Origin of the sequence: Dechloromonas sp. ARDL1, assembly GCF_051122455.1 — a bacterium.
In the GTDB taxonomy this organism is placed as follows: Bacteria; Pseudomonadota; Gammaproteobacteria; order Burkholderiales; family Rhodocyclaceae; genus Azonexus.
Genome location: NZ_CP168939.1, coordinates 4,019,270 through 4,044,045, shown reverse-complemented (window position 1 = coordinate 4,044,045; position 24,776 = coordinate 4,019,270). Strand labels below are relative to the sequence as shown.

Below are 24,776 nucleotides of genomic sequence, written 5' to 3'. Positions count from 1 at the left end.
CTCAGGCATCCTCGGGAATCTTGTCCATCAGGCCTTCGAGACGCTCGCGCGCAGCGGTCATGGTCTGACGCAAATGCAACCGCTCGGCCTCGGCAGCGACCATCTGGTTTCGCAAAACCTCGTTCTCGGCACGCAACTGGTGAACCAGGGCGATTACCTGCTCGATCTTGGCTTCAAGCGATTCAATTTCAGCGTTCATGGCGCGCACTATAGAGGCTAAAACGCCGCATGGTCAAGGACTAAGCCTTTATTCTCAAAGTGGTTTATAGCACTGTGCCGCAAATCGGCAGATGCCTCGGCGCCAAGATAAATGTAAAATGCTCGCCGTCTCAGGTGCTGCAGGAGGATTCTCCAACTGCAGTTAAACGGGAAAGCGGTGCGTCTCATAACAGACCATTCCGCTGCTGCCCCCGCAACGGTAAGCAAGTGCGGGCGTATCACGAGGCCACTGGGGTTTTCCTGGGAAGGCGATACGTCAAGACTTGCAAGCCCGGATACCGGCCTGACACGCCCATTGGAAGCGCCACGGGGAAGTGGCTTGTGCCCGCCCTCGGCCATCCCCTCGCGCTTTCCGTTCAATACTGATCCGGTATGCGGGGACGCCTGCCGGGAAAGGAAAGTCATGCATCCGATTCGTCATCGTGCTGCCGTTGCAGCCGCCATTTCCGTACTTGCCGGCCAAGCTCAGGCACAATCCAGCGAACTTGACACCGTGGTTGTCACTGCAACCCGTTTTGCTGAAGCTGATCCCAAGATTCCAGCCAACGTATCCGTCCTGACTCGCGACGATCTGCGTAATATTCCCGCCACAAACCTCCCGGAACTGCTTAAATCGGTTGCCGGCATCGAAAGCCGCCCTCTTTATGGCCCCTTGGGCATGGACGCCACTGTGGACATGCGAGGATTCGGTTCGACCGCAACCAGTAACACGCTGATTCTGGTCGATGGGATGCGCATGAACCCAGCCGACATGGGCAGCATCATCTGGTCGGCCATTCCACTATCCGGCATCGAGCGCATCGAAATCATGCGGGGATCGGGTTCGGTACTGTATGGCGACGGCGCCACCGGAGGTGTCATCAACATCGTCACCAACAAATCGGCAAAGCCGCGGGCAAATATCGCCGCCACGATGGGCAGCAGGCACTTCCAAAGCCTGTCCGGCGAATTCGGCACCGGTGGTGAAAGGGGATACTTCAATCTTTTCGCCAGCGAAGCATCGACCGATGGCTACCGCCAGAACAGCCAACAAGATCAAAAGGTGGCCAATGGCCGGGCGGGTCTCTGGCTGGGCAACGGGGAACTATTCGTCGACTATGCCGCCTATCAGGAATCGGCAGGACTGCCCGGCAATCGTCTGAGCGCCGCCTACCGGAACGATCCTCGCGGCACAGCAACACCGTATGACACGCAGGAGCGTGATGGCTACAAGATTCGTCCGGGTGTCAGCTATCGCTTGGGCAAAGACGTAACTATCGAAGCCGAAGTGGGCGTCGATCACCAGAATCTCAAGTCGAGCTATGTGAAATCGTCTTATTTCAGCGACCGTACTCGCGACACCGTTTCGTTTACGCCTCGAGTCCGTTGGCAACACGGCCTGATGGGACAACAGAGCGAAACCGTATTCGGATATGACTACTACGACAGCAGCGTCAGTTCGATCAACCGAGGAAGCCCCAACCAAGGGGCTGCGCAAACGAGCGCGGCCTGGTATTTCCAGAACATCACGAGCCTGACCTCCAATCTCAACCTGACAACCGGCTATCGTGAGCAAACCGTCCGGCAATCCGCCTACCAGGATGCCTACGCTCCCTGGTTCTCGCCAACCATGTCAGGCAACTCGACACGCACGCGCAGCGCCTACGACGTCGGGATCACCTATGCGAAGGAAACCTGGCGCGTCTTTGGCAAGACCGGCAAAACCTTCCGTTTCGCCAACACCGATGAGCTTTTCGGCTCCGATGCCTTTGGCACGCCTGTTTTTGCAGGTGATCTGCGCCCTCAACACGGCACCATCCATGAAATCGGCGGACAAATCCGTGGCTCGACAACATCGCTCAGGGCATCCCTTTACCGCCTCGACCTGAAAGATGAAATCGGCTACGACGGAGCCCTTTTCGCCAACACCAACTTCGCACCCACCCGCCGTGACGGAATGGAAGTCGAGGGTGATTGGCAAGTCAACGGCCTGCTGACCCTGAAGGCAAACTACGCCTATATTGATGCGAAATTCCGTGAAGGTGCCTACATGGAGAAGGCCATTCCGCTCGTCGCGCGCCATCAGGGCAACGTTCAAGCCATACTGAAAACCGGCAGCTTCGGGACTTACTCCGCAATAGTCCATCACACGGGCGAACGCCGTTACGGAAGTGACTTCGACAATACCCACGGCACCCTCGGCGGATACACAACACTGGATTTGCAAGCCACCTGGGACTTCAAACCCTGGCAAGTCAGCGCCAAGCTGATGAACGCTACCGATAAAAAGTACTCTCCGTTTGCCGGCTATTCTGCATTCAGAAGCGATACGTACTACTACCCAGCAGATGGCCGGGCCTTGTTCGTAACCGGCCGATACGCCTTCTGACACTGACGCAATGCCCACCCGCCAACGCGCCACCCTGATTCTCGCCAGCCTCGTGCTGTTGGCAGGCGTGAGTTTCGGATTTGCGCTGACGGCGGGTAGTTTCAAGGTTTCCTGCGCCGACGTGCTCGCCGCGCTGCTGGGCGGTGACGGCGGCGGTAGCGAGATCGTATTGCAGCTGCGCCTGCCGCGTGCCATTGCCGGCTTTGCCTGCGGAGGCTTGCTGGCGCTGGCCGGGGCGCTGATGCAGGTGCTGTTGCGCAACCCGCTGGCCGACCCTTACGTGCTGGGTATTTCCGGTGGTGCCGGGGTAGGTGCGATGTTCGCCATCATGATCGGTCTGCCGCTGCTCGGCATCGATGGGCTGGCTTTCGTCGGTGCCCTCGGCGCGATGTTCGTCGTCTTCGGGCTGGCGCACGGCGACGGCAGCTGGACGCAGACGCGCCTGCTGCTGACCGGCGTCATTGTCGCCGCCGGCTGCGGTGCGCTGGTCGCGTTGATGCTGGCCATCGCCGAGGAGCACAAGCTGCGCGGCATGCTGTTCTGGCTGATGGGCGACCTTGGCCAGAGCGCGCAGTGGTGGCCGGCCCTGCTCACACTGGGCGTCGCGCTGGGGCTGGCCATGCCTTTCGCCCGCGAGCTGAACCTGCTGTCGCGCGGCATGATGCAGGCGCAGGCGCTGGGCGTCGCGGTAGACCGGCTGCGCTACGCGATCTACCTGCTCGCCTCATTGGCAACCGCCGCATCGGTCACCACGGCCGGTTCGATCGGTTTCGTCGGCCTGGTCGTACCGCATCTGGTGCGCCTGGCCACCGGCAACGACCAACGCCTGCTGCTGCCGGCCTCGGTGCTGGCCGGCGGCTCGCTGCTGGTGCTCGCCGATACGCTGGCCCGCACGCTGATCGCCCCGCAGCAGCTGCCTGTCGGCGTCTTGACGGCACTGATCGGCGTGCCGGTCTTCCTCTTCCTGCTGTCGAGGCAGCCGAAATGAGCGCCCCACTGCTCGAAGCCCGGCAACTGCGCGTCGCAGTCGGCGACAAGACGATCATCGACCACCTCGACCTCAGTCTCGCGGCTGGCGAACGCCTGGCCATCCTCGGCCGCAACGGGGCCGGCAAGTCCACCCTGCTGTCGACGCTGGCCGGCCTGCGCAAACCCGCCGGTGGGGCGGTGCTGCTCGACGGCGAAGATGCGGCTTTGCTGCATCCGCGCCAGGCGGCGTTGCGCCGGGCCTGGCTCGGCCAGTTCCAGAACGACCCGTTCGGCTCGACCGTGCTGGAAACCGCACTGACCGGGCGCCATCCGCATCTCGGGCGTTGGGATTGGGAAAGCACGAAGGACGCAGACCTCGCCCGCAGCGCCTTGCGGGCGGTCGGCCTGGCCGGCATGGAAGGGCGCCAGATCCATACCTTGTCCGGCGGCGAGCGCCAGCGCCTGGCCATCGCTACATTGCTGACCCAGGCGGCGCCGCTCTACCTGCTCGACGAACCGCTGTCCCACCTCGACCTCAACCACCAGATGGCCGCCCTCGAACTGTTTGCCGGCGCGGCGCGCGACGGCGGAGCCGGCGTCGTCATGGTCCTGCACGACCCGGCACTGGCCCACCGCTTCTGCGACCGTGCCCTGCTCGTTTATGGCGATGGACAAACCAGCCTGGGTACCGTCGACAACATCCTGACGGCGGCAACGCTGTCCGAACTCTACGGCTACGGCCTGCGGCAGATCGAAGATCGCGGCCATCGCTGCTTCATCCCGGAATAGAAAAATGACCGTGACCCACGAACAACGCATGCAGAAAAAGAAAGCCGTCGTCGATGACAAGATCGCGGCAGCGCAGGAAGAGCGCGGCGTGCTGGTGATCAACACCGGCAACGGCAAGGGCAAGTCGAGCGCGGCCTTCGGCGTCGTCGCCCGCGCCTTGGGCCATGGCCTGAAAGTCGGCGTCGTCCAGTTCGTCAAGGGCCGCTCGGATACGGGCGAGGAAGCGTTCTTCCGCCGCCAGCCGGATGTGCAATGGCACGTCGGCGGCGAGGGCTTCACTTGGGAAACCCAGGACAAGGAGCGCGATGCGCGGGCCGCACAGGCCGCCTGGGAAGTGGCCTGCGGCCATTTGAGCAATCCGGAGATCGGCCTCGTCGTGCTCGACGAAATGACCTACGCCTTCAAGTACAGCTGGCTCGATCTCGAGGCCGTCATCGCCAAGCTGCTGGCGCGCCCCCTGATGCAGCACGTCGTCATCACCGGCCGCGCCGCTCCCCAAGCCCTGCGCGATGCCGCCGACACGGTAAGCGACATCGGCATGGAAAAGCATGCCTTCCAAAGCGGCATCAAGGCCATGCCCGGCCTCGAATTCTGAAGCCAGTCCGATGAAAACCCTGTGCCGCCTGGCCCTGTACGGCCTGCTCTGCCTGATCGTCACGGCCAGGGCCGGCGACATCGACCTGCCGTCCGAAGTCCGGGCCGAAGCCAGTATTCAACGCGGCGAACGCGATGGTTACTGGGAAAAAGTGCTGATCGTCCGCCTCCCCGAGGCACGCCGAACGCTCTCCACGTCCGACGGCCTGCTTGATGCCCGCGCCGCGATCAACCACGCCGGCCACCCGCAACTTTGGCACAAGCTGGGCATTGAGTTCATGGGCCGCGATGGCCGCGGGGGCAAGGCTTACAGCGAATACATCCATGCCGGGACGGCGCGCCGCCTGCACCTGGATAAATCGGCCGTCGCCCACATGGCTACCGCCGCCGACATGGACAATCTGGCGGTTGTGACCCGGCGCCACGGCCCGCTGACCGTCACCGTACTGGCCACGGCCGGCACCAAGTCCAATGCCATCCGCACGGGCGTCGATGCCGGCACCTACATCGAAGGCAGCGAACCGGCCGGCACCATCAACCTGTTGGTCCTGACCAACATCCGCCTCACCGACGCTGCGCTGTCCCGCGCCCTGATCACGATCACCGAGGGCAAGACGGCCGCCCTGCAAGACCTGCAGGTGCCCAGCACCTATACGCCGACGGCGCAGGCGACCGGAACCGGCACCGACAGCATCATCGTCGTTTCCGGTACCCAGGGGCCTCAGGCCAGCTACACCGGCGGCCACAGCCGGATCGGGGAACTGATCGGCAAGGCCAGCTACGAGGCCGTCGTCGCCGCGCTGGGCAAGCAGAACGGTTTCTTCCTGCCCGGCAGCCAGCGCTTCGCCGCGACCGACACGGCACCGGCCAAAGCCGGGGAATCCCTGCGCCTCGCCCTGCTCCACCTCGATCCGGTCCCGGGTGACATCGCCGACAACCGCCGCCGCATCGAAGCCGGCATCCGCGAGGCGATTGGCCAAGGAGCCGACTGGATTGTCACGCCCGAACTGGCCGAAACCGGCTACAACTTCGCCAAGCGCATCGGCACCGACTGGATCGCGCCCTATCCCGACGCCTGGATGGGCAAGCTGGCCGCCATCGCCCGCGACAACCGGATAGCACTGTTCATCGGCTTTGCCGAGCGCGATGCCAAAAGCGACAAGCTGCACAACAGCGTCGCCGTCATCGACCGCGATGGCAAGCTGCGCGGCACCTATCGCAAGCAGCGCCCGGTCGGCAGCGTTGAAAGCTGGTCGACGGCGGGTAGCGATGCAGCGCCCTTCATCATCGATGGCATCCCCGTCGGCGTACTGATCTGTGCCGATACCTACAAACCCGAACCAGCGGCCCGCCTGCGCGAGCAAGGTGCCGCCATCCTGCTCGCGCCCAGCAACTGGCCGCCGGTGGATGGCATGGGGCCGGGTAGCGCGTGGGAAGAACGCAGTGCAGAAACCGGCGTGCCGCTGGTGGTGAACAACCGCACCGGCCGCGAACCGGAACTCGATTTCACAAACGGCGAAAGCGTCGTCGCCGTGGGCGGGGAGCGACGTTTTGTTTTTGCCGCCGAGCAGACACGCCTGTTCTACGTCGACTGGGATCGCCGACAAGGCTTCCGCCAGGCAAGGCCATGACACATTTGCCCAGCCGGCATGCTGCTCGGCCTTGGCATCGAACGTGCTGCGGTGCACCTGTCGAAGCTGGCCTTACTGACGGCGCACAACAGGCCGGCAGTGGCCACGACCGGGTCGGCAAAGCTTCCACAACCCGAAGACCGGCAAGGCGGTGTTGAGCGAAGCTAGCAAATCGTAATTCTTCAGCGCCTGCCCTTCCGGCGGCAGGACGCGACGCGCAGTCAGCCGGAAACACGCAACAGGTGCCCGCCGCCATATGGTGTCGGGTGAAACGGGAACGGGGTGCGCGATCCATGCGATCGCAATGCCCCGGCTGCCCCCGCAACGGTAAGCGAGTGCGGATGCACCATCAGGCCACTGGGTGAAAACCTGGGAAGGCGGTGCGTCAAGACTTGCCAGCCCGGAGACCGGCCTGTCGCTTCGTGCTGTCCGCCCCGTGCGGCAGCGAATGCAACGGACCGTCTGCGGGAATGCGGGCGGTCGTTCGATGGAGTTTCACCATGCAGCATCCCTTGTTGCTTCCCACCACCCTGGCCGCCCTGGCCGGCTTCGGCACCGCCCACGCCGCCGGCGCGCCGATCTTGCAGGAAATCACCGTCAGCAGTGGCCGCCAGGACCTGACCGGCGTTGCCGATTCGGCGACCGAAGGCACCGTCACCGCCCGGCAACTCGCCAACCGCCCCTTGCTACGCCCGGCCGAGGCGCTGGAAACGGTGCCCGGCATGATCGTCACCCAGCACTCCGGCGACGGCAAGGCCAACCAGTATTTCCTGCGCGGCTTCAATCTCGACCACGGCAGCGATTTCGCCACCCACGTCATGGGCATGCCGGTCAACATGGTCAGCCACGCCCACGGCCAGGGCTACATGGATCTCAATTTCCTGATTCCCGAGCTGATCGGCGGCATCCAGTACCGCAAGGGGGTCTATGCCGCCGAGGACGGCGACTTCGCCACCACCGGCGGCGCCCGCATCGACTATCTGCGCAAGCTCGACCACAGCTTCGTCGAACTCGGCATGGGCCAGCGCAATTTCCGCCGCCTGCTGGCCGCCGGCGGGCACAGCCTGGGGGATATCAACCTGCTCGGCGCCTTTGAAACGAGCGGCTACGATGGCCCCTGGGAGCAGCCGCAGAACCTGCAGAAATACAACGGCGTGCTGCGCCTGACCTCGGGCACCGCAGCCAACGGCTTCAGCCTGACCGGCATGGCCTACAAGGCCGATTGGACGGCCACCGAACACGTACCGGAACGCGCCATCAGCCGCGGCGAAATCGGCCGCTACGGCGCCCTGTCCGCCAAGGATGGCGGCCGCACGCACCGCCACAGCCTGTCCGGCGACTGGACGCGCACCACCGATGCCGGCGCCAGCAAGCTCAATCTCTACGTCGTCGACTACGGCCTGAACTACTTTGCCAATCCTTCCGGCTACATCGGCGGCGTGCAGGGCGACCAGCACGAACAGGCCGACGAGCGCACCCTGTGGGGCGGCCAGGTCAGGCACAGCTGGTTCCTCGGCCCGCAATGGAAGGACACCGAGCTGAGCGTCGGCGCCCAGTTGCGCCAGGACCGGATATCGTCGGTCGGCCTGTACGCCACCGAGAACCGGCAACGGACCAACACCATCCGCGAGGACCGCATCCGCGAAACGGCACTCGCCTTCCTGCTCGAAGCCCGCACGCAATGGACGGGCTGGCTGCGCAGCACGCTCGGCCTGCGCCGCGATCAGATCGACGCCCGCGTCACGCCGCTGGCCGGCCAGTTCAACATGCGCAATGGCGGCGACACCTCGGCCGGGCAGACCAGCCCCAAGCTCGGCCTGGTCTTCGGCCCCTTCGACCTGCTCGGCCCGACCGAGTTCTACGCCAACTGGGGGAGAGGTTTCCACAGCAACGACGCGCGCGGCGCCACGGCGCGGAGCAATCCGCAAGACGGCAGCAGCGCCGATGCGGTGCCGCTGATCGTCAAGGCCAAGGGCAGCGAAGTGGGCATACGCACCACGCCGCTCAAGGGCTGGCATAGCAGCCTGTCGGTGTGGCAGATGGCGCTTGCCTCGGAACTGGTCTTCGTCGGCGACGAAGGCATCACCGAACCCAAGGGCGCCTCGCGCCGGCATGGCATCGAATGGTCCAACTACATCACGCCGGCCGACGGCTGGATCATCGACGCCGACCTCGCCTGGTCGCAAGCCCGCTTTATCGAAGCCAACCCGGACAACGGCGGTCGCCGCGTACCCAACGCCATTCCACTCACCGCCTCGCTTGGACTCATTGCCGACAGCGGAGGCCCGTGGTTCGGCGGCCTGCGCCTGCGCTACCTCGGCGCCTACGCGCTGGAGGAAACCGGCGAGCGAAAATCAGCGCCATTCTGGATGGCCAACCTGAAAGCCGGCTACCGCATCACGCCCCAGCTGCAACTGACGCTCGATGTCCTCAACCTGTTCGACAAGAAGGCCAACGACATCGAGTACTGGGGCGGCGCCTGTACCCGCAACGAGGCGGTCAACGCAACTGGCGGCTGCGGCTCGGGCACGGCGATTGACGGCCGTCTGGTGCACCCGCTGGAACCCCGCACCTTCCGCGTCGGCCTGCGCGCCAACTTCTAATCAAAACGCATTAATTGATGCAATTAGCGATAATTGGCTGAACTACTATCAAAGGTACTTGGATGAACGCAACAAGCGCACAACTTCCAGAGAAACTCTACAAGTACGAGCCTTTTTCCATTAACGCGCTCACCAATCTGAAAAAACAGTCGGTTTATTTTGGCCCACCCAGCGGCTTTAACGATCCATACGACTGCGCGATAACTCCCACCATTGTCGCCCCCAAAGACTCTAGCATAGAGAAAATCCGCGAAAAGTACCTCGCGACCGCTGAGTTACCGACGAATATACGTGAGCAATTCACCCACGTAAGTCCTAAACATCTTCGCGAAGTGCTTACGAACTCGGCGAGAGATGTACTAAATAGATCTATCTCCGATTTCGTGACAACTAAAGGGGTTACCTGCTTTTCAGAGACCAATCGCGACCTTCTTATGTGGTCCCATTACGGTGGACGCTACAAAGGGTTTTGTTTGGAATTTTCAACCTCAGCGGAATTGTTCTCACTGGCGAAAAAGGTTCGTTACGTTACTACCCCGCCATCAATTGATATCGAGAAGTTGCTTCCAGATATACAACTAGATATTGTTCAGGAGCTGTTTTGCACTAAATCTCTACCTTGGCAACACGAACAGGAATGGCGCTGTTTTCATCGTCAAGCAGGGACTTCGTTCACATATCCTGCAGACTCACTGTCTGGCGTTTATTTTGGCCCAGACATTGACATTGAGTCCAAAGAGATCGTTTGCCTCATCTTACAAGGGCAAAACGAGCACGTGCGCTTCTGGAACGGCACCAGAAGCGCAACTAATTTCCGTGTGGAATTTCAAGAATTCACATACACATCTTTCCTTGATGCAAAAGCCAAAGGCTTGCGATAGCCATTAAACCTATTTCCATGCCCACCTGTCCCGCCCTTCTCATCGCCGCCCCCGCCTCCGGCCAGGGCAAGACCACCGTCACCGCTGCCCTTGCCCGCTTGCACACCCGGCAAGGCCGCCGCGTCACCGTCTTCAAGTGCGGCCCCGACTTCCTCGACCCGCAGATCCACGCCTTCGCCAGTGGCCGCCCCTGCCAGAACCTCGATCTCGGCATGTGCGGCGAGGCCGATGCGCGCTGGCGCCTGGCGCAGGCCGCCGCCGATTCCGACCTGATCCTGATCGAGGGCGTCATGGGCCTGTTCGACGGCCAGCCCTCGGCTGCCGACATCGCCGAACGTTTCGCCATCCCGGTCATGGCGCTGATCGACGCCGGCAAGATGGCGCAGACCTTCGGCGCCGTCGCCCACGGCCTGGCCAGCTACCGAGCCGGCCTGCCCTTCGCCGGCGTGCTCGCCAACCGCGTCGGCAGCCCGCGCCATGCCGCCATGCTGAAGGACAGCCTGTCGCCCGGCATGGGCTGGTTCGGCGCCCTGCCGAAAAGCGACGACAGCCTGCCCGAGCGCCATCTCGGTCTCCTGCAGGCAGCCGAGATCGACGACCTCGGCCAACGCCTCGACAAGCTGGCCGACGCGCTAGCCGCCAGCGCCAGCATCGACCTGCCTGCGCCAGTCGAATTCCCGGAGGCCGATGCGCCGGCCATCCCGCCGCTGCTCGCCGGCCGGACCGTCGCCATCGCCCACGATGCCGCCTACGGCTTCATCTATCCGGCCAACCTAGACACCCTGCGCCGCCTCGGCGCGAAGCTCGCCTTCTTCTCGCCTATCGCCGGCGACGCCTTGCCCGTCTGCGATGCGGTGTGGCTGCCCGGTGGCTACCCGGAACTGCACGCCCCGGCCATCGGCGGCAACGCGTGGCTCTGGGCGCAACTGCGTACCCACGTCGAGGCCGGCAAACCGCTGCTCGCCGAATGCGGCGGCATGATGAGCCTGTTCGGCGAGGTCGTGGACAAAACCGGTGTCGCCCATCGCTTCGGCGGCCTGGTGCCCGGCCGTTCGGTCATGCAGAAACGCCTGGCCGCCCTCGGCACACAGTTCGTCGACCTGCCGGAAGGCGCGCTGTCCGGGCACACCTTCCACTACTCGAAAAGCGAGTCGCCGCTGGCCCCGCTGGCCCGCGCGCGCACCGCCGACGGGCGCGAAGGCGAGGCCATCTACCGGCTGAACCGACTGACCGCCTCGTATGTCCACATCTTTTTCCCCTCCAATCCAGCAGCCATCGCGGCGTTGCTCGGCCGACACTTCGAAAATACCGAAGAGTAGCAACTGAATACACTGCTAAATTCAAAGCAACTAAGCGGTTACACTACCTCGGTCGCTTTCCACAGACAGGAGACAATGCATGAAAAACTTCGTAATGATGGCCGCCGCCCTGGTGCTCGGCTTCACCCTGCAAATCAACGACGCCGAGGCCAAGCGCCTGGGCGGCGGCAGCTCGTCCGGCATGCAGCGCCAGTCGGTCGCCCCGAACAACACGCATCAGGCCACGCCGGCCCAGGCTCCGCGCCAGGCAGCTGCTCCGGCACCCGCCGCGCAACCGAAGCGCTCGTGGATGGGTCCGCTCGCCGGCCTCGCCGCCGGTCTCGGCCTCGCCGCACTGGCTTCCCACTTTGGCTTCGGTGAAGAACTGGCCAACTTCATGATGATCGCCCTGCTCGCCATGGTCGTGATCGGCGCGATTGCCTTCTTCATGCGCAAGAAGGCGGCCGCCCAGGGGCATCAGGGCATGCAGTACGCCGGTGCCGGCGCGCCCTACGGCAGCAATGCCGCGCAGCCTGAATTCACGCCGGCCGGTGGTTCCTCCGCCGCTCCGGCCGCTGCGGGCATGGCTAACATCCCGGCTGATTTCGATGTCGAGGGTTTCGTGCGCAATGCCAAGGTGAACTTCATTCGCCTGCAGGCCGCCAACGACGCCGGTAACGTCGACGACATCCGCGAATTCACCGCGCCGGAAATGTTCGCCGAGATCAAGCTGGCCATCGACGAACGCAAGGGCGCCAAGCAGACGACCGATGTCGTCCAGCTCAACGCTGAAGTGATCGATGTCGCCGAAGAAGCCAGCCGTTACATCGTGACCGTGCATTTCTCCGGCCTGATCCGCGAAGATGACCACGCTCCGGCCGAGGCCTTTGCCGAAATGTGGCACATGACCAAGCCGCGCGACGGCTCCCGTGGCTGGGTTCTGTCCGGCATCCAGCAAGTCCAGTAAGCGCCAGGGCGCTTCCCCGAAGAGCCGGCGGCACACTTCCGCCGGCTTTTTTTCGCCCGGAATTTCTTCCTTGCCGACGATAGCGGATGGCGCGATCCGCCAACGGTTCGTCGAGTAAAATGCCCCGGTAACGACAACACCCGCACCGATCATGCGCCGCTACCCTCGCTCCTTCATCATCCTGACCGCGCTGGGTGCGCTCTGCACGCTTCCCGGCGCAATCGGCCTGGCCGGCTTTGGCGGGCTGCTTCACCCGGTACTGGATGACCCGATGGCCGGGCTGGCCTTCATCATCTCCGCCGTGGCCTTGTTCGGCTCGGGCGCTTTTCCGCTGGTAATCGAGAAGCTGAAGGAAAACGAGGGGGCCTGAGCCCCCCGGTCGATTCGGCAGCGGCGCGCTCAGTCGGCGCGCATCAAGCGCCAGTACTGGAACTTGAGCGTCGCTGCAGCGGCCGCGACGATGGCGCCGAAAGTCAGCAGCGAACCCAGCGCCAGCGTCGAGAAGCCGCTGATGCCTTGGCCGACCGTGCAGCCCATGGCAACGACGCCGCCGAAACCCATCAAGGCGGCGCCAATCAGGTGGCTGGCCGTATCCTCGACACTGGCAAAGCCTTCCCAGCGGAAACTGCGCGTCAGCACGCTCCAGGCGAAGGAGCCGGCGATCACACCAAGCGCCGTGGCGATGGCAAAAGTTATCGTGCGGCTGGCATCGGACCACAGCATCAGCAATTCAAGCGTATAGGCCTGCGGCGCAACGAAGCTCAGCGACTCCATGCGCCCGCTGTTGGTGGCGATAAAGGCTTCTTCGAGCGTTTCCGGATGCTCGGCGAGGTAGCCGATGTGGCCGCTGACATACCATGCGGCAACGACCGTCAGGCCGACCCCAAGGCCGCCAAGCAGGTTATCCAGGGTCCAGAAATCACGCTTGAGCAGGCAGAAGGCCGTCAATCCGCCGCCGATGCCCAGCACAGCCAGCCAGAAGGCCGTCTTCGCCTCGATACCGGCTGCCGTCAGCAGCGCGGGAATATCCTGCCCGCCCGGCAAGGTGATTGCCGCCTTTTCCAGCACGTTCACACGGAAAATGCCGAAGATGCCGCGCATGGTCATGTAGGCCACCAAACCCAGCACGATGAAAACGACCACCGATTTCAGATTGCCGCTGCCGATGCGGATCAAGGTCTTGCCGCCGCAGCCCGAGGCCAGCACCATGCCGATGCCGAAGCAGGCGCCACCGAGCAGGTAGGACAGCCAGGCGAAGGTCGGCGTTCGGTAGATGGTCTTGCCGAGGTCGATCTGGCCGCTCGCATGCAGGAAACCGGCTCCCAGGATGGCGACGCCGATGGCCAGCAGCCACATGCGCATGCGGCTCCAGTCACCCATGTTCACGATGTCGGAGACCGCTCCCATGGTGCAGAAATGGGTCTTCTGGCCGATGGCGCCGAAAACGAAGGCAACGGCAAAGGCCAGCCAGACGACGGTGTTGGGGGCAACAGTTTCCATGATCAGCAACGGTACTGGGTGGGGTCCGGAATGCCTGCCGCAGCAAAGCCTTCGGCACGCAGCCGGCAGGAATCGCAAGCGCCGCAGGCGCGGCCTTCGCTGTCAGCCTGGTAGCACGACACGGTCAGGCCGTAATCGATACCGAGCGCCGCTCCGGCACGGATGATCTCGGCCTTGGAGAGGTTGATCAGGGGGGCATGAATGGACAATTTATGGCCTTCGACGCCAGATTTGGTGGCCAGGTTGGCCATCTTTTCGAAAGCGGCGATGTATTCCGGCCGGCAGTCGGGGTAACCCGAGTAATCGACTGCATTGACGCCGACGAAGATGTCGTCGCTGCCCAGCACTTCGGCCCAGGCGAGCGCCAGCGACAGCATGATGGTGTTGCGGGCCGGCACGTAGGTGACCGGAATGCCCGGCTGCACGCCGCCGGTCGGCACGGCGATCGAGGTATCGGTCAGCGCCGAGCCGCCGAACTGGGCGATGCCGAAATTGACGACGCGGTGCTCGCGGGCGCCCAGCGCCTGGACGACCCGCTCGGCCGCCTTCAGCTCGGCGTTGTGGCGCTGGCCGTAGTCGAAGGAGAGGCAATAACAATCAAAGCCCTGCGAACGGGCGATGGCAAGGCAAGTGGCGGAATCGAGTCCACCGGAAAGGAGTACGACGGCTGGCTTCATCATGGGGCGCGAATATACCCGAAAATGCCCATGGACCGCGACGGTATCTGTTTGTTCCTGCGCTACAATTTCCCGCTTTAGCCCACTAGCCCGGAGATTCCGATGATGCCCCGCCTGACCGCTCTCGCCGCCGCCTTGCTGCTTGCCGGTTCCGTCCACGCCGCCGACAAGATCAAGGTCGGCCTGGTATCCACCCTGTCCGGCCCCGGCGCTGGCCTCGGCGTCGATATCCGCGACGGTTTCCAGCTCGGCATGAAGCACCTCAACGGCAAGCTGGGCAACCTGCCGGCCGAAGTGATCGTCGCCGACGACCAGCAGAACCCGGACATCGCCAAGCAGGCCGCCGACAAGATGCTGAAGAAGGACAAGGTCGATTTCATGACCGGCATCGTCTTCTCCAACATCATGCTCGCCGTCGGTCCGGCCGTCTTCCAGAACCAGACCTTCTACATCTCGGCCAACGCCGGCCCGTCGCAATATGCCGGTGAGCAATGCAACCCGTTCTTCTTCAACGTCGCCTGGCAGAACGACAACCTGCATGAAGCCGTCGGCAAGGTAGTACAGGACAAGGGCTACAAGAACGTCGTGATCGTCACCCCGAACTATCCGGGCGGCAAGGACGCGGTATCCGGCTTTAAGCGCTACTACAAGGGCCAGGTTTCCGAAGAGATCTACACCAAGCTCGGCCAGCTCGACTATGCCGCCGAACTGGCGCAGATCCGCAGCCTGAAGCCGGATGCGCTGTTCTTCTTCCTGCCGGGCGGCATGGGCATCAACTTCGTCAAACAGTTCGTCTCGGCCGGTCTGTCGCGCGACACGCAACTCTTCGCCCCCGGCTTCTCGGCCGACGAGGACGTGATCAAGGCCGTCGGCGGCTCCATGCTTGGCATGTTCAACTCGTCGCACTGGGCGCACGACATGGACAACGCCGAGAACAAGCGCTTCGTCGCCGATTTCCAGAAGGAATACGGGCGCCTGCCGTCGCTCTACGCCTCGCAAGGCTACGATGCCGCCCTGATGATGGACGCCGCCGTGCGCGACGTGAAGGGCAATGTCGACGACAAGAAGGCACTGCAGAAGGTGCTGGAAGCCAAGCGCTTCAAGTCCGTGCGCGGCGACTTCAAGTTCAACGCCAACCACTACCCGGTGCAGAACTACTATCTGCGCGCCATCGGCAAGGATGCCAGCGGTCGCATCACCAACAAGACCATGGGCACCATCTTCGCCAACCACGCCGACGCCTATGTCGGCCAGTGCAAGATGAAGTGAGCCTTGGCGACGGCAGGCCCCGGGTGAGGCCCGGGGCGGCTAGTCGCTCTTGCGGATGCTTTTTGCCAGGCGCAGCAGATTCGATTGCGGCTTCAGATTGGCGCGCTTGCAGTAGTCCAGATTGACCTCGAAGGCGAGGCGTTGCCCGACCAGCGAGATGACCACCCCAACCTGCGGTAGGACCGGGGCATCGGTCACGGTCAATACCGGCTGATGGCCCAGTTCATGGGCAATACGCCCCAGGTTGTGCACCTCGGAATCGCCAATGAAAAGGAGCTGGCAATCGGCAATGGCCGCCAGCGACGAGAGACGCGCCACGACCACCCGCCGGTTGCTGATCAGCTTGCCTTCGTAACGCTTCAGCGAACGGCCGATCTTGTCGTCACCCAGGACACAGATATTGAAGCTGATCCGGTTCGACTCCGGCCATTCCGTAAACGCGCCGAAGTTATAGATGTAGGCGGCCTTCATATCGGCCTCGGCCACCGGGTCTGTCCGCTCACCCGGAGAATCGGCCAGCACGGTCCCGGCGAGCCAGAATGAGGCGAGGAGGAAGAATATCCGCATGGCTGTCGCCTCAGAAATCGCAGCGCAGCTGGAACCAGTAGGTCCGGCCGTCCATGCGCAGGGTTTCCTGCGGGATATCGCTGGCCGGGCGCCAGTCAAAAGGCGAAACCGCTTCGTAGCGCCTGTCGAACAGGTTGCGGATGCTGAACGAGGCCGAAAAACCGTACCACGTGCGCTGGCTGGACAACGTCAGATTGGCCAAGGCCATCGCCCCCAACCGTTTCTGATCGGGAACGGTGCCGCCCATTTCCTCCTGAACCAGTGCCAGGCGCGCTCCCAGGTACTGCCCCTCGAAACCGACCCGCCACTGATCGGCCAGCACCGGAAAAGTCAGGTTGAGCTTACCCAGCACATGCGGCGAGTTGGCCAGTTGCGCGCCCTGCACATTGCTCGCATCCTGCCAGGCCATGCTGCCGCGGACCCGGACTCCGCTTTCCCACGAACGCTCCAACTCGACCTCTAGCCCCCGGCTGGTGCTGGAGCCTTCCGGCAGGTAATCGTCAACTACGGCGTTGTACACCAGTTGCCGGCTCCGCTTGTAGCGATACAACGAGCCGGTGAAGCGCATGCGCGGGGTGAATTCGTGCTGGAAGACCAGTTCGCTGGCCGCCACATATTCCGGCGCTGCCATCACCCCGTAGGTCGAGCGATCGTTGGCATTCGGCATGCGGAAGGCTTCACTGTACGAAGCCTTCCATGTCGTCCCGGCGGTGGGTCGATAAATGGCCGCCAGGCGCGGGCTCCAGGTGGGCGCCAGATCGCTGGCATCGTCGTAGCGGGCGCCTATATTGAGCGACCACTGGTCGCTGAGGCGTATCTCGTCGGTCAAATACAGGCTGATCGTGCGTCTGGCGTAGTCCTCCTGCACCGTGCGCACGGTCTCGTGCGCAGCCGAAAGATAACGCCAGTGAAAATTCTGGCGAAAATCGTTGCGATACTCGACACCGAAGACGAGAGCATGATCCTGGAACCAGTTGCCAACAAATTTCTGGTCCAGCCCCCACCATTTCCCTTCAAAACGACGCTGCCCGTATTTTTCGCCATCGCTATCGTCGGCAAATTCCCGGAAAGTGTCATAGACATACTGACCGTAGTAAAAACGCGTCGAGGAATAGAGGCTCAGACCCAGATCGGTTTCGTAGCGGGCATTCAGGAAGGCGTTTTCATCGCGGATCGCAAACAGCGAATTGAACGCCGTGTAGTAACTGGGATTGGTCGGCACCGCCTTGTTGCGGTCGACATAAGCCCCTTCGAGCGTCAGGCCCTGATACGAGAATTTTCCGAACAGGCGCTGGTTGCGCTCCCAGTCCCTGGCTTCGGCGATGCCGTTATTGGTCGATGGTGAATCGTAGGCTGGGAAATAGCGATTCCGGCCATTGACGTCGAGGGCCGACACCGAGAACAGCACATCGGCGCCGTTTTCGAAGCGTTTGCCATAGGTCAGCCGCTCCTTCCTGCCGCCGTGACTGAAAACTTCGCCCGCCACCTGCGTGCCATTGAACGAGCGGCCTTGGCGCGTGACGATGTTGATGATGCCGAGCATCGCATTGCTGCCGTAGGTCACCGAACCGGTACCCGGGACATATTCGACCCGCTCGACCAGATCGAGATCGATCAGGCCGGAGTTGTCGATATAGGCCTGGTTGAAGAGGCTGTCCTGCGTCGCATAACCGTCGATCATCAGCATGATGCGGCCAGCGTAGTCACCCGGTACACCGAAGCTGCGCCCGCCCATGTATTGATAGCGGTAGTCGTAGGTGGTGTACAGGCCGCGCATGCCGTTGATCACGTCGGCCAGCGTACGGTAGCCGTAGGCCCGGATGTCGTCTGCCGTGACGATGGCGACGGCCGAGGGCGAATCGCTGATCTGCTGGGCAAGCCGCGAGGCCGGCACGACCTCCTGCTGCACCAGTTGCTCGAACGGCGTCGTCGACAGGTCGCGTGCGGTTTCGGCGCATGTCAGCCCGGCGACCATCTGCAAGCCGATCCAGACGAACACCGATTTCAGCACGCGGAACCTCATGACTCCCCCTCAAGTAGCGCGCATGGAAACACACAACAGTCGCGGTGTCAATTTTATCATTTTGGAAACTTATGCCAAAACAATCCACCCATCCCCTCGCCATCCAAAATTACAAACCTTGCTTCGCCCGCTCGTTTTTGCCGGATAATCTCGCCCCATCCCGGCCGGAAGCCCGCGCCACCCACTGCCGCCCCATCACGCATGCTCCAGCTCATCCTCGAACAGACTCTCAACGGCCTCCAGTTCGGCCTCATGCTGTTCCTGCTCGCCGCCGGATTGACGCTGGTTTTCGGCATCATGGACTGCATCAACCTGGCCCACGGATCGCTGTACATGGTGGGCGCCTACTTCGTCGCCGCAGCCACCCAGGCTGCCGATTCGTTCTGGATCGGGCTCGGCGTCGGGGTAGCCGGTGCGGCCGTACTCGGCCTGCTGCTCGAACTGACGCTGTTCCGCCGCCTCTACCAGCGCGACCACCTGTCGCAGGTGCTCGCCACCTTCGCCCTGATCCTGATCGCCAACGAAGCGGTCCGGGTCATCTGGGGCCCGGCTGCCCTGCTGCTCAATCCGCCCGAGGCGCTGGCCGGACCGGTCGAGATCGGCGGCTTTTTCTACCCCGCCTACCGCCTGCTCATCATCGCCTTCGGCATGGCGGTCGCCCTCCTGCTCTACCTGCTGGTGGCCAGGAGCCGGATCGGCATGTGGGTACGCGCCGGCGCCGCCAACCGGGAGATGACCGAGGCGCTGGGCATCAACGTGCGGGCGCTGTTCACGGCTGTCTTCGTCTTCGGCGCGGCCCTGTGCGCCCTGGCTGGCGGGCTGCTCGGGCCGCTGCTTGCCGTGCAGGTCGGCATGGGCGAAAGCGTGCTGATTCTCGCCTTCGTCGTCATCATCATCGGCGGCATCGGCTCAATCCGTGGCGCGCTGGTCGGCAGCCTGATCGTCGGCACCGTCGACACGCTCGGCCGCGCGCTGCTGCCCAGCCTGCTGCGCGCCCTGCTGCCGGCGGATGCAGCGTCAACGCTCGGTCCGGCGCTGGCTTCCATCCTCATTTACCTGCTGATGGCCGCCATCCTCTTCTTCAAGCCGCAAGGCCTTTTCCCGGCACGGGCCTGAAACCATGTCTTCCGCTCCGCGCCTGCACCCGGCGGCATTCGTGCCAAGGATCACCTGAATGGCTTTCTACCGCCCAGCCCCCTGGCAGAAACCGCTGTCCTTGGCCTTGCTGCTCGCGGCCCTCGCCTTGCCAAGCGTTCTCACGGCGCTCGACCAGACGTTCTACATCGGCTTCGCCAGCCGCGTGCTGATCTTCGCGCTGGCCGCCTCCAGCCTCAACTTGGTGCTCGGTTTCGGCGGCATGGTCTCCCTTGGGCATGCCGCCTTCCTGGGGGCCGGTGCCTATGTTGCCGCGATTTGCCAACAAGCGGGGATCAACGAAGCCTTGATCGCCTTCCCGCTCGCCATGGGCGTCGCCGGCCTGTTCGCCCTCGTCGTCGGCGCCATCAGCCTGCGCACCCGGGGCGTCTATTTCATCATGATCACGCTCGCTTTCGCCCAGATGGCGTACTACCTGTTTGTTTCGGCACGCAGTTGGGGCGGCGACGACGGGTTGCCGCTGAACGGCCGGATGACCCTGGGTGGATGGCCCCTGGCTGCCGACGATGCCCTGTACTATGCCGCCCTCGGTGCGCTGGTCGTCGCCATGCTTTTCTTCGGCCGGCTCGTCGATGCCCGCTTCGGACGTACCCTGCAAGCCATTCGCGAGAACGAAACGCGCATGGAGGCGCTCGGTTACCCGGTATTCCGCTTCCGCCTCGTCGCCTTCGTTCTCGGCGGCATGGTCGCCGGGCTGGCCGGGGCGCTGCTCGCCAACCTGACCGGGCTGGCCAGCCCCAACCTGCTGCAATGGACGCAATCCGGCACCCTGCTCGTCATGGTCATCATCGGCGGCGTCGGCTACCTGTATGGCGGGGTGGTCGGGGCTGCGGTGCTGCTGATACTGGAAGAAACGCTGGTCGGCTTCACGGCGCACTGGCACATCGCGCTCGGCCTGTTGCTACTCGCGGTCGTGCTCTTCGCCCCCCGGGGAGTTGCCGCCCTGTTCGGGGGGACACGGGGTACCAGCCATGACTGAAGCCCTGCTGGAGGTTAGCCGGCTGTCGCGCCGCTTTGGCGCGGTCGATGCGTTGAAGGAAGTCGATTTCAACGTCAGCGCCGGCGAGGTCCATGCCTTGATCGGTCCGAACGGCGCCGGCAAGACGACCTTCATCCACCACATTTCCGGCGCGCTGCAACCGGACAGCGGCCGCATCCGCTTTGCCGGGCGCGACGTAACGACCTTGTCCATGCACCGCCGGGTAAGCGCCGGCATGGCGCGCTCCTACCAGATCACCAACATCTTCCCCGGCCTCTCCGCGCACGATAACGTCGCGCTGGCCGTCCAGGGACGCGCCGACGCCGGCAGCAGCTTCCGTTTCTGGCGCCCCGTCGGCACGGAGACCGCCCTCTTCGATGACGCGCAGGTCTATCTCGAACAGGTTGGCCTGGCGGGCAAGGCTACGACGCCTGCCGGCATGCTGTCGCACGGGGAACAGCGGGCGCTCGAACTGGCCATGGCGCTGGCCACCCGGCCCAAACTGCTGCTGCTCGACGAACCGATGGCCGGCACCGGCCCCGAGGAATCGGCACGCATGGTCGAACTGATCGAGCATCTGGCCCGCCACGTCACCATTCTGCTCGTCGAGCACGACATGGCCGCCGTTTTCCGGCTGGCCGACCGCATCTCGGTATTGGTGAACGGCCAGCTGATCTGCACCGGTACGCCGGAAGACGTCCGCAACGACGCCGCCGTGCGCCGCGCCTACCTGGGAGACCATCTGTGAGCACCCTGCTGGAAATCTCCGGACTGGAAGTCGCCTACGGGGCAAGCCAGGTACTGTTCGGTGTCAATCTGAGCATGGCGCAGGGCGAGGCCAGCACGCTGCTCGGCCGCAACGGCATGGGCAAGACGACGACATTGCGCGCCATCTGCGGGCTGGAACCGGTGAAGGCCGGGAGCATCCGCTTTGCCGGCGAGGAAATCGCCGGTTGGCGCCCCGACCGCATCGGCCGCGCCGGTATCGCCCTGGTGCCGGAAGGCCGCCAGTGCTTCCCCAACCTGACCGTCGACGAGCATCTGGTGGCTTTCTTCGCCAATCGCCACGGTAATCCCGAAGCGTGGACGCCGGCCCGCGTCTACGCCCTGTTTCCGCGCCTGGTGGAACGCCGGAAAAACCTGGGCAATCAACTCTCCGGCGGCGAACAGCAGATGCTGGCCATTGGCCGGGCCTTGGTCACCAATCCGCGGCTGCTGATCCTCGACGAGGCCACGGAAGGCCTCGCGCCGCTGATCCGTGACGAAATATGGGCTTGCCTGGCCCGCCTGCGCAGCGAGGGGCAGAGTGTCCTCGTGGTCGACAAATACGTCGAGAAACTGATCGAACTGGCCGATCACCACACCATCGTCGAGCGCGGACAAGTCGTCTGGCAGGGCAGTTCAGGCGCCCTCGGTGCCGACCACGGCATCTGGCACCGCTACTTGGGCATCTGAAGTCTCGTAGTCTGCCGCACCAACAACTGAGCAGCGCGCTAGATCATCCAGTCATCGAACGAGGCCGCTGGTGCCGTTCCACGATAGCCGCCCAGGGTCTGGCGAAACTCGGCGCAGGACATCGGCTTGCCGAACAGATAGCCCTGAAAGAGGGCACACCCGTGCCGGACCAGATAGGCATGCTGTTCGGTGTCCTCCACGCCCTCCGCAACAACGTTCAGGCGCAGCGTATTGCCCATTGCCAGGATAGCCCGCACGATGCCGGCGTCGTCGCTGTTGCGCATGATGTCGCTGATGAAGGAACGATCGACCTTGAGCTGCTCGAACGGAAAACGCTTCAGGTAGGACAGCGAGGCATAACCGGTACCGAAATCGTCGAGTGAAAAACGCACGCCCATGCGGCGCAGCGCCTGCATCTTGGCGACGACATCGTCGACCTTATCGAGCAGCAGACTCTCGGTCAGTTCGAGCTTGAGCAACCCCGGATTGACCCTGTATCGCGACAGGGCGTCGCCGACCTGACTGACGAAATCACCCTGGCGGAACTGACGAGCGCTGACATTGACCGCCATGGTCAGGCTCGCGGTCGCCGGATCCTCAGCCCAGCGGCGCAGTTCCGCACAAGCCTGGTCAAGAACACACAGGCCGATCGGAACGATCAGGCCGGTGTCTTCGGCCAGCGGGATAAAATCGGCCGGCGGAACCGTCGCCTGCCCCGGAGGCTTCCAGCGCAGCAGAACCTCGACGCCGACCAGGCGGCTTGCCGCATTGACCTGCGGCTGCAGATAGAGCACGAACTCATTTCGCGACAAGGCCCGGCGTAGGCCCGATTCCAGCGCAGCCCGTTCGTCCAGCGCGACCTGCATCGCGTTGTCAAAAAAGCGGATCGCGTTACGGCCGGCATCCTTGGACTTGTACAGCGCAATATCCGCCTGCTTGAGCAACACATCGACGGTTTTTTCGCAGCCTCGATAGAGACTGATCCCGATGCTCGCCGAACGGAAATACTCGGTATCGCCGCTCAGCAGATAGGGGCGCGCCAACTCAAAACGAGCCTTCTCGGCAACAGCCTCGGCCTGGAGTGCGGCTCCCTCGGTATCGCTGCCCAGGTTTTCGAGCATGACCACGAATTCGTCGCCGCCCAGGCGGGCCGCCGTGTCTCCTTCGCGTATGCATGCCGTCAAGCGGTTGGCGACCTCGGTCAGCAGGCGGTCGCCAACGTCGTGGCCCAGCGTATCGTTCAGCGTCTTGAAGTGATCGAGATCGATCATCAGCAGCGCCCCGTAATGCCCATCGCGTTTGCTGGCAAGGCACGATTTCTCCAGCCGATTGAGCAGCATGCGACGATTCGGCATGGCAGTCAGCGGATCGTAATAGGCCAGGTGATGAATCTCCGACTCGGCGACCTTCAGGTTGCTGATATCCGAAAAGGTACTAACGAAGTGGGTCACCGTGCCCCCGACGTCGCGTACGCTGGTGATCGTCAGCCATTCCGGAAAAATTTCTCCACTCTTGCGGCGGTTCCAGATTTCCCCCTGCCAATGCCCCGTCTCGGCGAGCATGCGCCACATTTCGGTATAGAACGCGGCATCCTGTCGACCGGACTTGAGTATGCTGGGCGTGGCACCGATCGCCTCTTCGGCCGGATAGCCTGTCAGTTTTGAAAAGGCCTGGTTAACTTGGAGGATGCGCTGCTCAGCGTTGGTGACCATGATCGCCGCTTGCGATTCGAATGCAATCGCCGCAATCCGCAAATCCTGCTCATGACGGTGGCGCTCGGAGATGTCCGTGGCGATCCCGAGATAACCAAGTACATTTCCACACGCGTCGCGCAACAGGCTGATGCACAGACTGACGGGAAAACTCGAGCCATCCTTTCGGACATAGGTCCAGTCGGCTTCGATAGCCGGCCTGTCCGGACCGAGCCCCGCCACGAAAACGGAAAAACCCTCGGGCGCTGCCGTACCGGGCGGATGCGACAAGCCCCGGGCACGCTCGCAGACCTCTTCGGCCAGGTGAAAAATCAGGGGTGTTTCCCGGCAAACGACCTCCTCCCATGTGTAACCCAGCATTTTCTGGGCCTCCGGGTTGAAATAGAGGATCATCCCCTGCGTATCGGTCAGGACAATTGCACGTCCGGCATGCTCGAAAATGGCTTGCTGGAAGGCACAGAGTTGGGGTTGCAGCAGACCGGTCTGCTGCCATGGCCCGTTCAATCCGCATGGCTCCGGGGGTACGGGCAAGGAAGTCATGGCCAGCACCCGGCCAACAGACGGCTTTCCGGCGGCGAACCTGCCGCACGAAATGAAGTACCTCGTGCAACCATACATCCTCCCCAAGCTCCTGCCTCTGAGCCCCGCCCAGCGCGGGCTGCGGCAATATTATGGGAAGATTATGAACACAATGACAGCAGGGTAGCAAGCCCCGAGCCAGGTTTCGCCGGTTATTTCACACTCAGTGGCGAAAATTATCCGTTCGTCAACAGTGCAAACTCGCGTTCGGCGAGTTTCTCGTCGCCGAGATTCAACTCAACCAGACGACGCAGGTGCGTCACACTGTCCAGGTCGATCTCGCGGCATAGCAGCCCGTAATAGCTGGCAACGTGATGCACGACGGCTACATCCATGCGAATACCGGCACCGAGATCATCGAGACGGATTTTCAACGTTCCCTGGCTGCCGACGGTTACGTACATCGGGGTGGTCGGCGAAATCAACGCCCCCTGCAGCGAGAGATCGAGCACCTCGACGACATGCTCGCCATCCGGCAGGAACAGCCTGGCTTCACAGTGAAAAGGGATGCGGGAAAACCGGCGACGATTCTGGTTCAAGC

The 24,776-nt window shown here is 63.2% G+C and carries 22 protein-coding genes and 2 riboswitches; of the genes, 15 read left to right on the top strand and 7 right to left on the bottom strand.

Features of this window, described 5'->3' with window-relative positions; genetic code table 11:
* Window position 1: 1 nt before the first annotated feature.
* The gene (locus tag AB6Q56_RS20005) at window positions 2–199 is read right to left on the bottom strand and encodes a hypothetical protein (protein WP_434514779.1); all 198 of its coding nucleotides are present in this window, start codon (window positions 197–199) and stop codon (window positions 2–4) included.
* Between the two features lie 115 nt (window positions 200–314).
* A riboswitch (cobalamin riboswitch) is annotated at window positions 315–520 on the top strand.
* 192 nt (window positions 521–712) lie between these two features.
* On the opposite strand from AB6Q56_RS20005, the gene AB6Q56_RS20000 reads away from it, so the two are divergent.
* The 10 genes from AB6Q56_RS20000 to AB6Q56_RS19955 all read left to right on the top strand — a co-directional run bounded on the left by AB6Q56_RS20000 (window position 713) and on the right by AB6Q56_RS19955 (window position 12,689).
* Window positions 713–2,587 (top strand): TonB-dependent receptor, encoded by a 1,875-nt coding sequence (locus AB6Q56_RS20000; RefSeq protein ID WP_434514778.1) that lies wholly within the window; start codon window positions 713–715, stop codon window positions 2,585–2,587.
* Between the two features lie 10 nt (window positions 2,588–2,597).
* Window positions 2,598–3,575, top strand: coding sequence for a FecCD family ABC transporter permease (locus AB6Q56_RS19995; protein ID WP_434514777.1), 978 nt, complete (start codon window positions 2,598–2,600; stop codon window positions 3,573–3,575).
* On the top strand, window positions 3,572–4,345 hold the full coding sequence (locus tag AB6Q56_RS19990) for an ABC transporter ATP-binding protein (RefSeq protein ID WP_434514776.1): 774 nt from the start codon (window positions 3,572–3,574) through the stop codon (window positions 4,343–4,345). Before AB6Q56_RS19995 ends, AB6Q56_RS19990 begins: the two co-directional genes overlap by 4 nt.
* Window positions 4,346–4,349: 4 nt before the next feature.
* A complete protein-coding gene (cobO, locus tag AB6Q56_RS19985; protein ID WP_434514775.1) occupies window positions 4,350–4,940 on the top strand; it encodes a cob(I)yrinic acid a,c-diamide adenosyltransferase in 591 nt (196 codons plus the stop codon).
* Window positions 4,941–4,950: 10 nt separating this feature from the next.
* On the top strand, window positions 4,951–6,570 hold the full coding sequence (locus AB6Q56_RS19980; protein ID WP_434514774.1) for an adenosylcobinamide amidohydrolase: 1,620 nt from the start codon (window positions 4,951–4,953) through the stop codon (window positions 6,568–6,570).
* 223 nt (window positions 6,571–6,793) lie between these two features.
* Window positions 6,794–7,000, top strand: a riboswitch (cobalamin riboswitch).
* Window positions 7,001–7,070: 70 nt separating this feature from the next.
* Window positions 7,071–9,173 (top strand): TonB-dependent receptor, encoded by a 2,103-nt coding sequence (locus AB6Q56_RS19975; RefSeq protein WP_434514773.1) that lies wholly within the window; start codon window positions 7,071–7,073, stop codon window positions 9,171–9,173.
* Between the two features lie 62 nt (window positions 9,174–9,235).
* Window positions 9,236–10,054, top strand: a complete 819-nt coding sequence (locus tag AB6Q56_RS19970; protein ID WP_434514772.1) for a DUF2971 domain-containing protein — start codon at window positions 9,236–9,238, stop codon at window positions 10,052–10,054.
* 17 nt (window positions 10,055–10,071) lie between these two features.
* Window positions 10,072–11,373, top strand: a complete 1,302-nt coding sequence (locus AB6Q56_RS19965) for a cobyrinate a,c-diamide synthase (protein ID WP_434514771.1) — start codon at window positions 10,072–10,074, stop codon at window positions 11,371–11,373.
* A 79-nt stretch (window positions 11,374–11,452) separates the two neighbouring features.
* Window positions 11,453–12,319: a Tim44 domain-containing protein gene (locus tag AB6Q56_RS19960; protein WP_434514770.1), complete on the top strand. Its 867-nt coding sequence runs from the start codon at window positions 11,453–11,455 to the stop codon at window positions 12,317–12,319.
* 151 nt (window positions 12,320–12,470) lie between these two features.
* Window positions 12,471–12,689: a hypothetical protein gene (locus tag AB6Q56_RS19955; RefSeq protein WP_434514769.1), complete on the top strand. Its 219-nt coding sequence runs from the start codon at window positions 12,471–12,473 to the stop codon at window positions 12,687–12,689.
* Window positions 12,690–12,718: 29 nt separating this feature from the next.
* Here AB6Q56_RS19955 and AB6Q56_RS19950 read toward each other — a convergent pair whose 3' ends face one another.
* Window positions 12,719–13,819 (bottom strand): YeeE/YedE family protein, encoded by a 1,101-nt coding sequence (locus AB6Q56_RS19950; RefSeq protein WP_434514768.1) that lies wholly within the window; start codon window positions 13,817–13,819, stop codon window positions 12,719–12,721.
* A 2-nt stretch (window positions 13,820–13,821) separates the two neighbouring features.
* Window positions 13,822–14,499, bottom strand: coding sequence for a 7-cyano-7-deazaguanine synthase QueC (gene queC, locus AB6Q56_RS19945; RefSeq protein ID WP_434514767.1), 678 nt, complete (start codon window positions 14,497–14,499; stop codon window positions 13,822–13,824).
* A gap of 99 nt (window positions 14,500–14,598) precedes the next feature.
* Here queC and AB6Q56_RS19940 point away from each other — a divergent pair, with 99 nt between their 5' ends.
* Window positions 14,599–15,765 (top strand): ABC transporter substrate-binding protein, encoded by a 1,167-nt coding sequence (locus AB6Q56_RS19940; protein WP_434514766.1) that lies wholly within the window; start codon window positions 14,599–14,601, stop codon window positions 15,763–15,765.
* Window positions 15,766–15,804: 39 nt separating this feature from the next.
* Here AB6Q56_RS19940 and AB6Q56_RS19935 read toward each other — a convergent pair whose 3' ends face one another.
* Entirely contained in the window at window positions 15,805–16,332 is a 528-nt protein-coding gene (locus tag AB6Q56_RS19935) for a YfiR family protein (protein ID WP_434514765.1), read from the bottom strand.
* A gap of 10 nt (window positions 16,333–16,342) precedes the next feature.
* A complete protein-coding gene (locus AB6Q56_RS19930) occupies window positions 16,343–18,355 on the bottom strand; it encodes a TonB-dependent receptor plug domain-containing protein (RefSeq protein WP_434514764.1) in 2,013 nt (670 codons plus the stop codon).
* A gap of 201 nt (window positions 18,356–18,556) precedes the next feature.
* Here AB6Q56_RS19930 and AB6Q56_RS19925 point away from each other — a divergent pair, with 201 nt between their 5' ends.
* From AB6Q56_RS19925 to AB6Q56_RS19910, 4 genes are read left to right on the top strand one after another with little or no spacing between them, the layout of a single operon-like run.
* Window positions 18,557–19,471: a branched-chain amino acid ABC transporter permease gene (locus AB6Q56_RS19925; RefSeq protein ID WP_434514763.1), complete on the top strand. Its 915-nt coding sequence runs from the start codon at window positions 18,557–18,559 to the stop codon at window positions 19,469–19,471.
* A gap of 58 nt (window positions 19,472–19,529) precedes the next feature.
* Window positions 19,530–20,489, top strand: coding sequence for a branched-chain amino acid ABC transporter permease (locus AB6Q56_RS19920; protein WP_434514762.1), 960 nt, complete (start codon window positions 19,530–19,532; stop codon window positions 20,487–20,489).
* Window positions 20,482–21,237, top strand: a complete 756-nt coding sequence (locus AB6Q56_RS19915; RefSeq protein WP_434514761.1) for an ABC transporter ATP-binding protein — start codon at window positions 20,482–20,484, stop codon at window positions 21,235–21,237. The genes AB6Q56_RS19920 and AB6Q56_RS19915 overlap by 8 nt, the downstream gene beginning before the upstream one ends.
* Window positions 21,234–21,944, top strand: coding sequence for an ABC transporter ATP-binding protein (locus AB6Q56_RS19910; RefSeq protein WP_434514760.1), 711 nt, complete (start codon window positions 21,234–21,236; stop codon window positions 21,942–21,944). The genes AB6Q56_RS19915 and AB6Q56_RS19910 overlap by 4 nt, the downstream gene beginning before the upstream one ends.
* Before the next feature lie 38 nt (window positions 21,945–21,982).
* Here AB6Q56_RS19910 and AB6Q56_RS19905 read toward each other — a convergent pair whose 3' ends face one another.
* Complete coding sequence (locus tag AB6Q56_RS19905; protein WP_434514759.1) at window positions 21,983–24,160, bottom strand: sensor domain-containing protein; 2,178 nt, start codon at window positions 24,158–24,160, stop codon at window positions 21,983–21,985.
* A 251-nt stretch (window positions 24,161–24,411) separates the two neighbouring features.
* On the bottom strand, window positions 24,412–24,774 hold the full coding sequence (locus tag AB6Q56_RS19900) for a PilZ domain-containing protein (RefSeq protein WP_434514758.1): 363 nt from the start codon (window positions 24,772–24,774) through the stop codon (window positions 24,412–24,414).
* Between the last annotated feature and the right edge of the window lie 2 nt (window positions 24,775–24,776).

What these genes read in the sequence shown, in the direction of transcription:
- AB6Q56_RS20005 (WP_434514779.1), bottom strand. Translation starts at nt 199, where the DNA reads ATGAACGCTGAAATTGAATCGCTTGAAGCCAAGATCGAGCAGGTAATC.
- AB6Q56_RS19995 (WP_434514777.1), top strand. Translation starts at nt 2,598, where the DNA reads ATGCCCACCCGCCAACGCGCCACCCTGATTCTCGCCAGCCTCGTGCTG.
- AB6Q56_RS19990 (WP_434514776.1), top strand. Translation starts at nt 3,572, where the DNA reads ATGAGCGCCCCACTGCTCGAAGCCCGGCAACTGCGCGTCGCAGTCGGC.
- cobO (WP_434514775.1), top strand. Translation starts at nt 4,350, where the DNA reads ATGACCGTGACCCACGAACAACGCATGCAGAAAAAGAAAGCCGTCGTC.
- AB6Q56_RS19980 (WP_434514774.1), top strand. Translation starts at nt 4,951, where the DNA reads ATGAAAACCCTGTGCCGCCTGGCCCTGTACGGCCTGCTCTGCCTGATC.
- AB6Q56_RS19975 (WP_434514773.1), top strand. Translation starts at nt 7,071, where the DNA reads ATGCAGCATCCCTTGTTGCTTCCCACCACCCTGGCCGCCCTGGCCGGC.
- AB6Q56_RS19970 (WP_434514772.1), top strand. Translation starts at nt 9,236, where the DNA reads ATGAACGCAACAAGCGCACAACTTCCAGAGAAACTCTACAAGTACGAG.
- AB6Q56_RS19965 (WP_434514771.1), top strand. Translation starts at nt 10,072, where the DNA reads ATGCCCACCTGTCCCGCCCTTCTCATCGCCGCCCCCGCCTCCGGCCAG.
- AB6Q56_RS19960 (WP_434514770.1), top strand. Translation starts at nt 11,453, where the DNA reads ATGAAAAACTTCGTAATGATGGCCGCCGCCCTGGTGCTCGGCTTCACC.
- AB6Q56_RS19955 (WP_434514769.1), top strand. Translation starts at nt 12,471, where the DNA reads ATGCGCCGCTACCCTCGCTCCTTCATCATCCTGACCGCGCTGGGTGCG.
- AB6Q56_RS19950 (WP_434514768.1), bottom strand. Translation starts at nt 13,819, where the DNA reads ATGGAAACTGTTGCCCCCAACACCGTCGTCTGGCTGGCCTTTGCCGTT.
- queC (WP_434514767.1), bottom strand. Translation starts at nt 14,499, where the DNA reads ATGATGAAGCCAGCCGTCGTACTCCTTTCCGGTGGACTCGATTCCGCC.
- AB6Q56_RS19940 (WP_434514766.1), top strand. Translation starts at nt 14,599, where the DNA reads ATGATGCCCCGCCTGACCGCTCTCGCCGCCGCCTTGCTGCTTGCCGGT.
- AB6Q56_RS19935 (WP_434514765.1), bottom strand. Translation starts at nt 16,332, where the DNA reads ATGCGGATATTCTTCCTCCTCGCCTCATTCTGGCTCGCCGGGACCGTG.
- AB6Q56_RS19930 (WP_434514764.1), bottom strand. Translation starts at nt 18,355, where the DNA reads ATGAGGTTCCGCGTGCTGAAATCGGTGTTCGTCTGGATCGGCTTGCAG.
- AB6Q56_RS19925 (WP_434514763.1), top strand. Translation starts at nt 18,557, where the DNA reads ATGCTCCAGCTCATCCTCGAACAGACTCTCAACGGCCTCCAGTTCGGC.
- AB6Q56_RS19920 (WP_434514762.1), top strand. Translation starts at nt 19,530, where the DNA reads ATGGCTTTCTACCGCCCAGCCCCCTGGCAGAAACCGCTGTCCTTGGCC.
- AB6Q56_RS19915 (WP_434514761.1), top strand. Translation starts at nt 20,482, where the DNA reads ATGACTGAAGCCCTGCTGGAGGTTAGCCGGCTGTCGCGCCGCTTTGGC.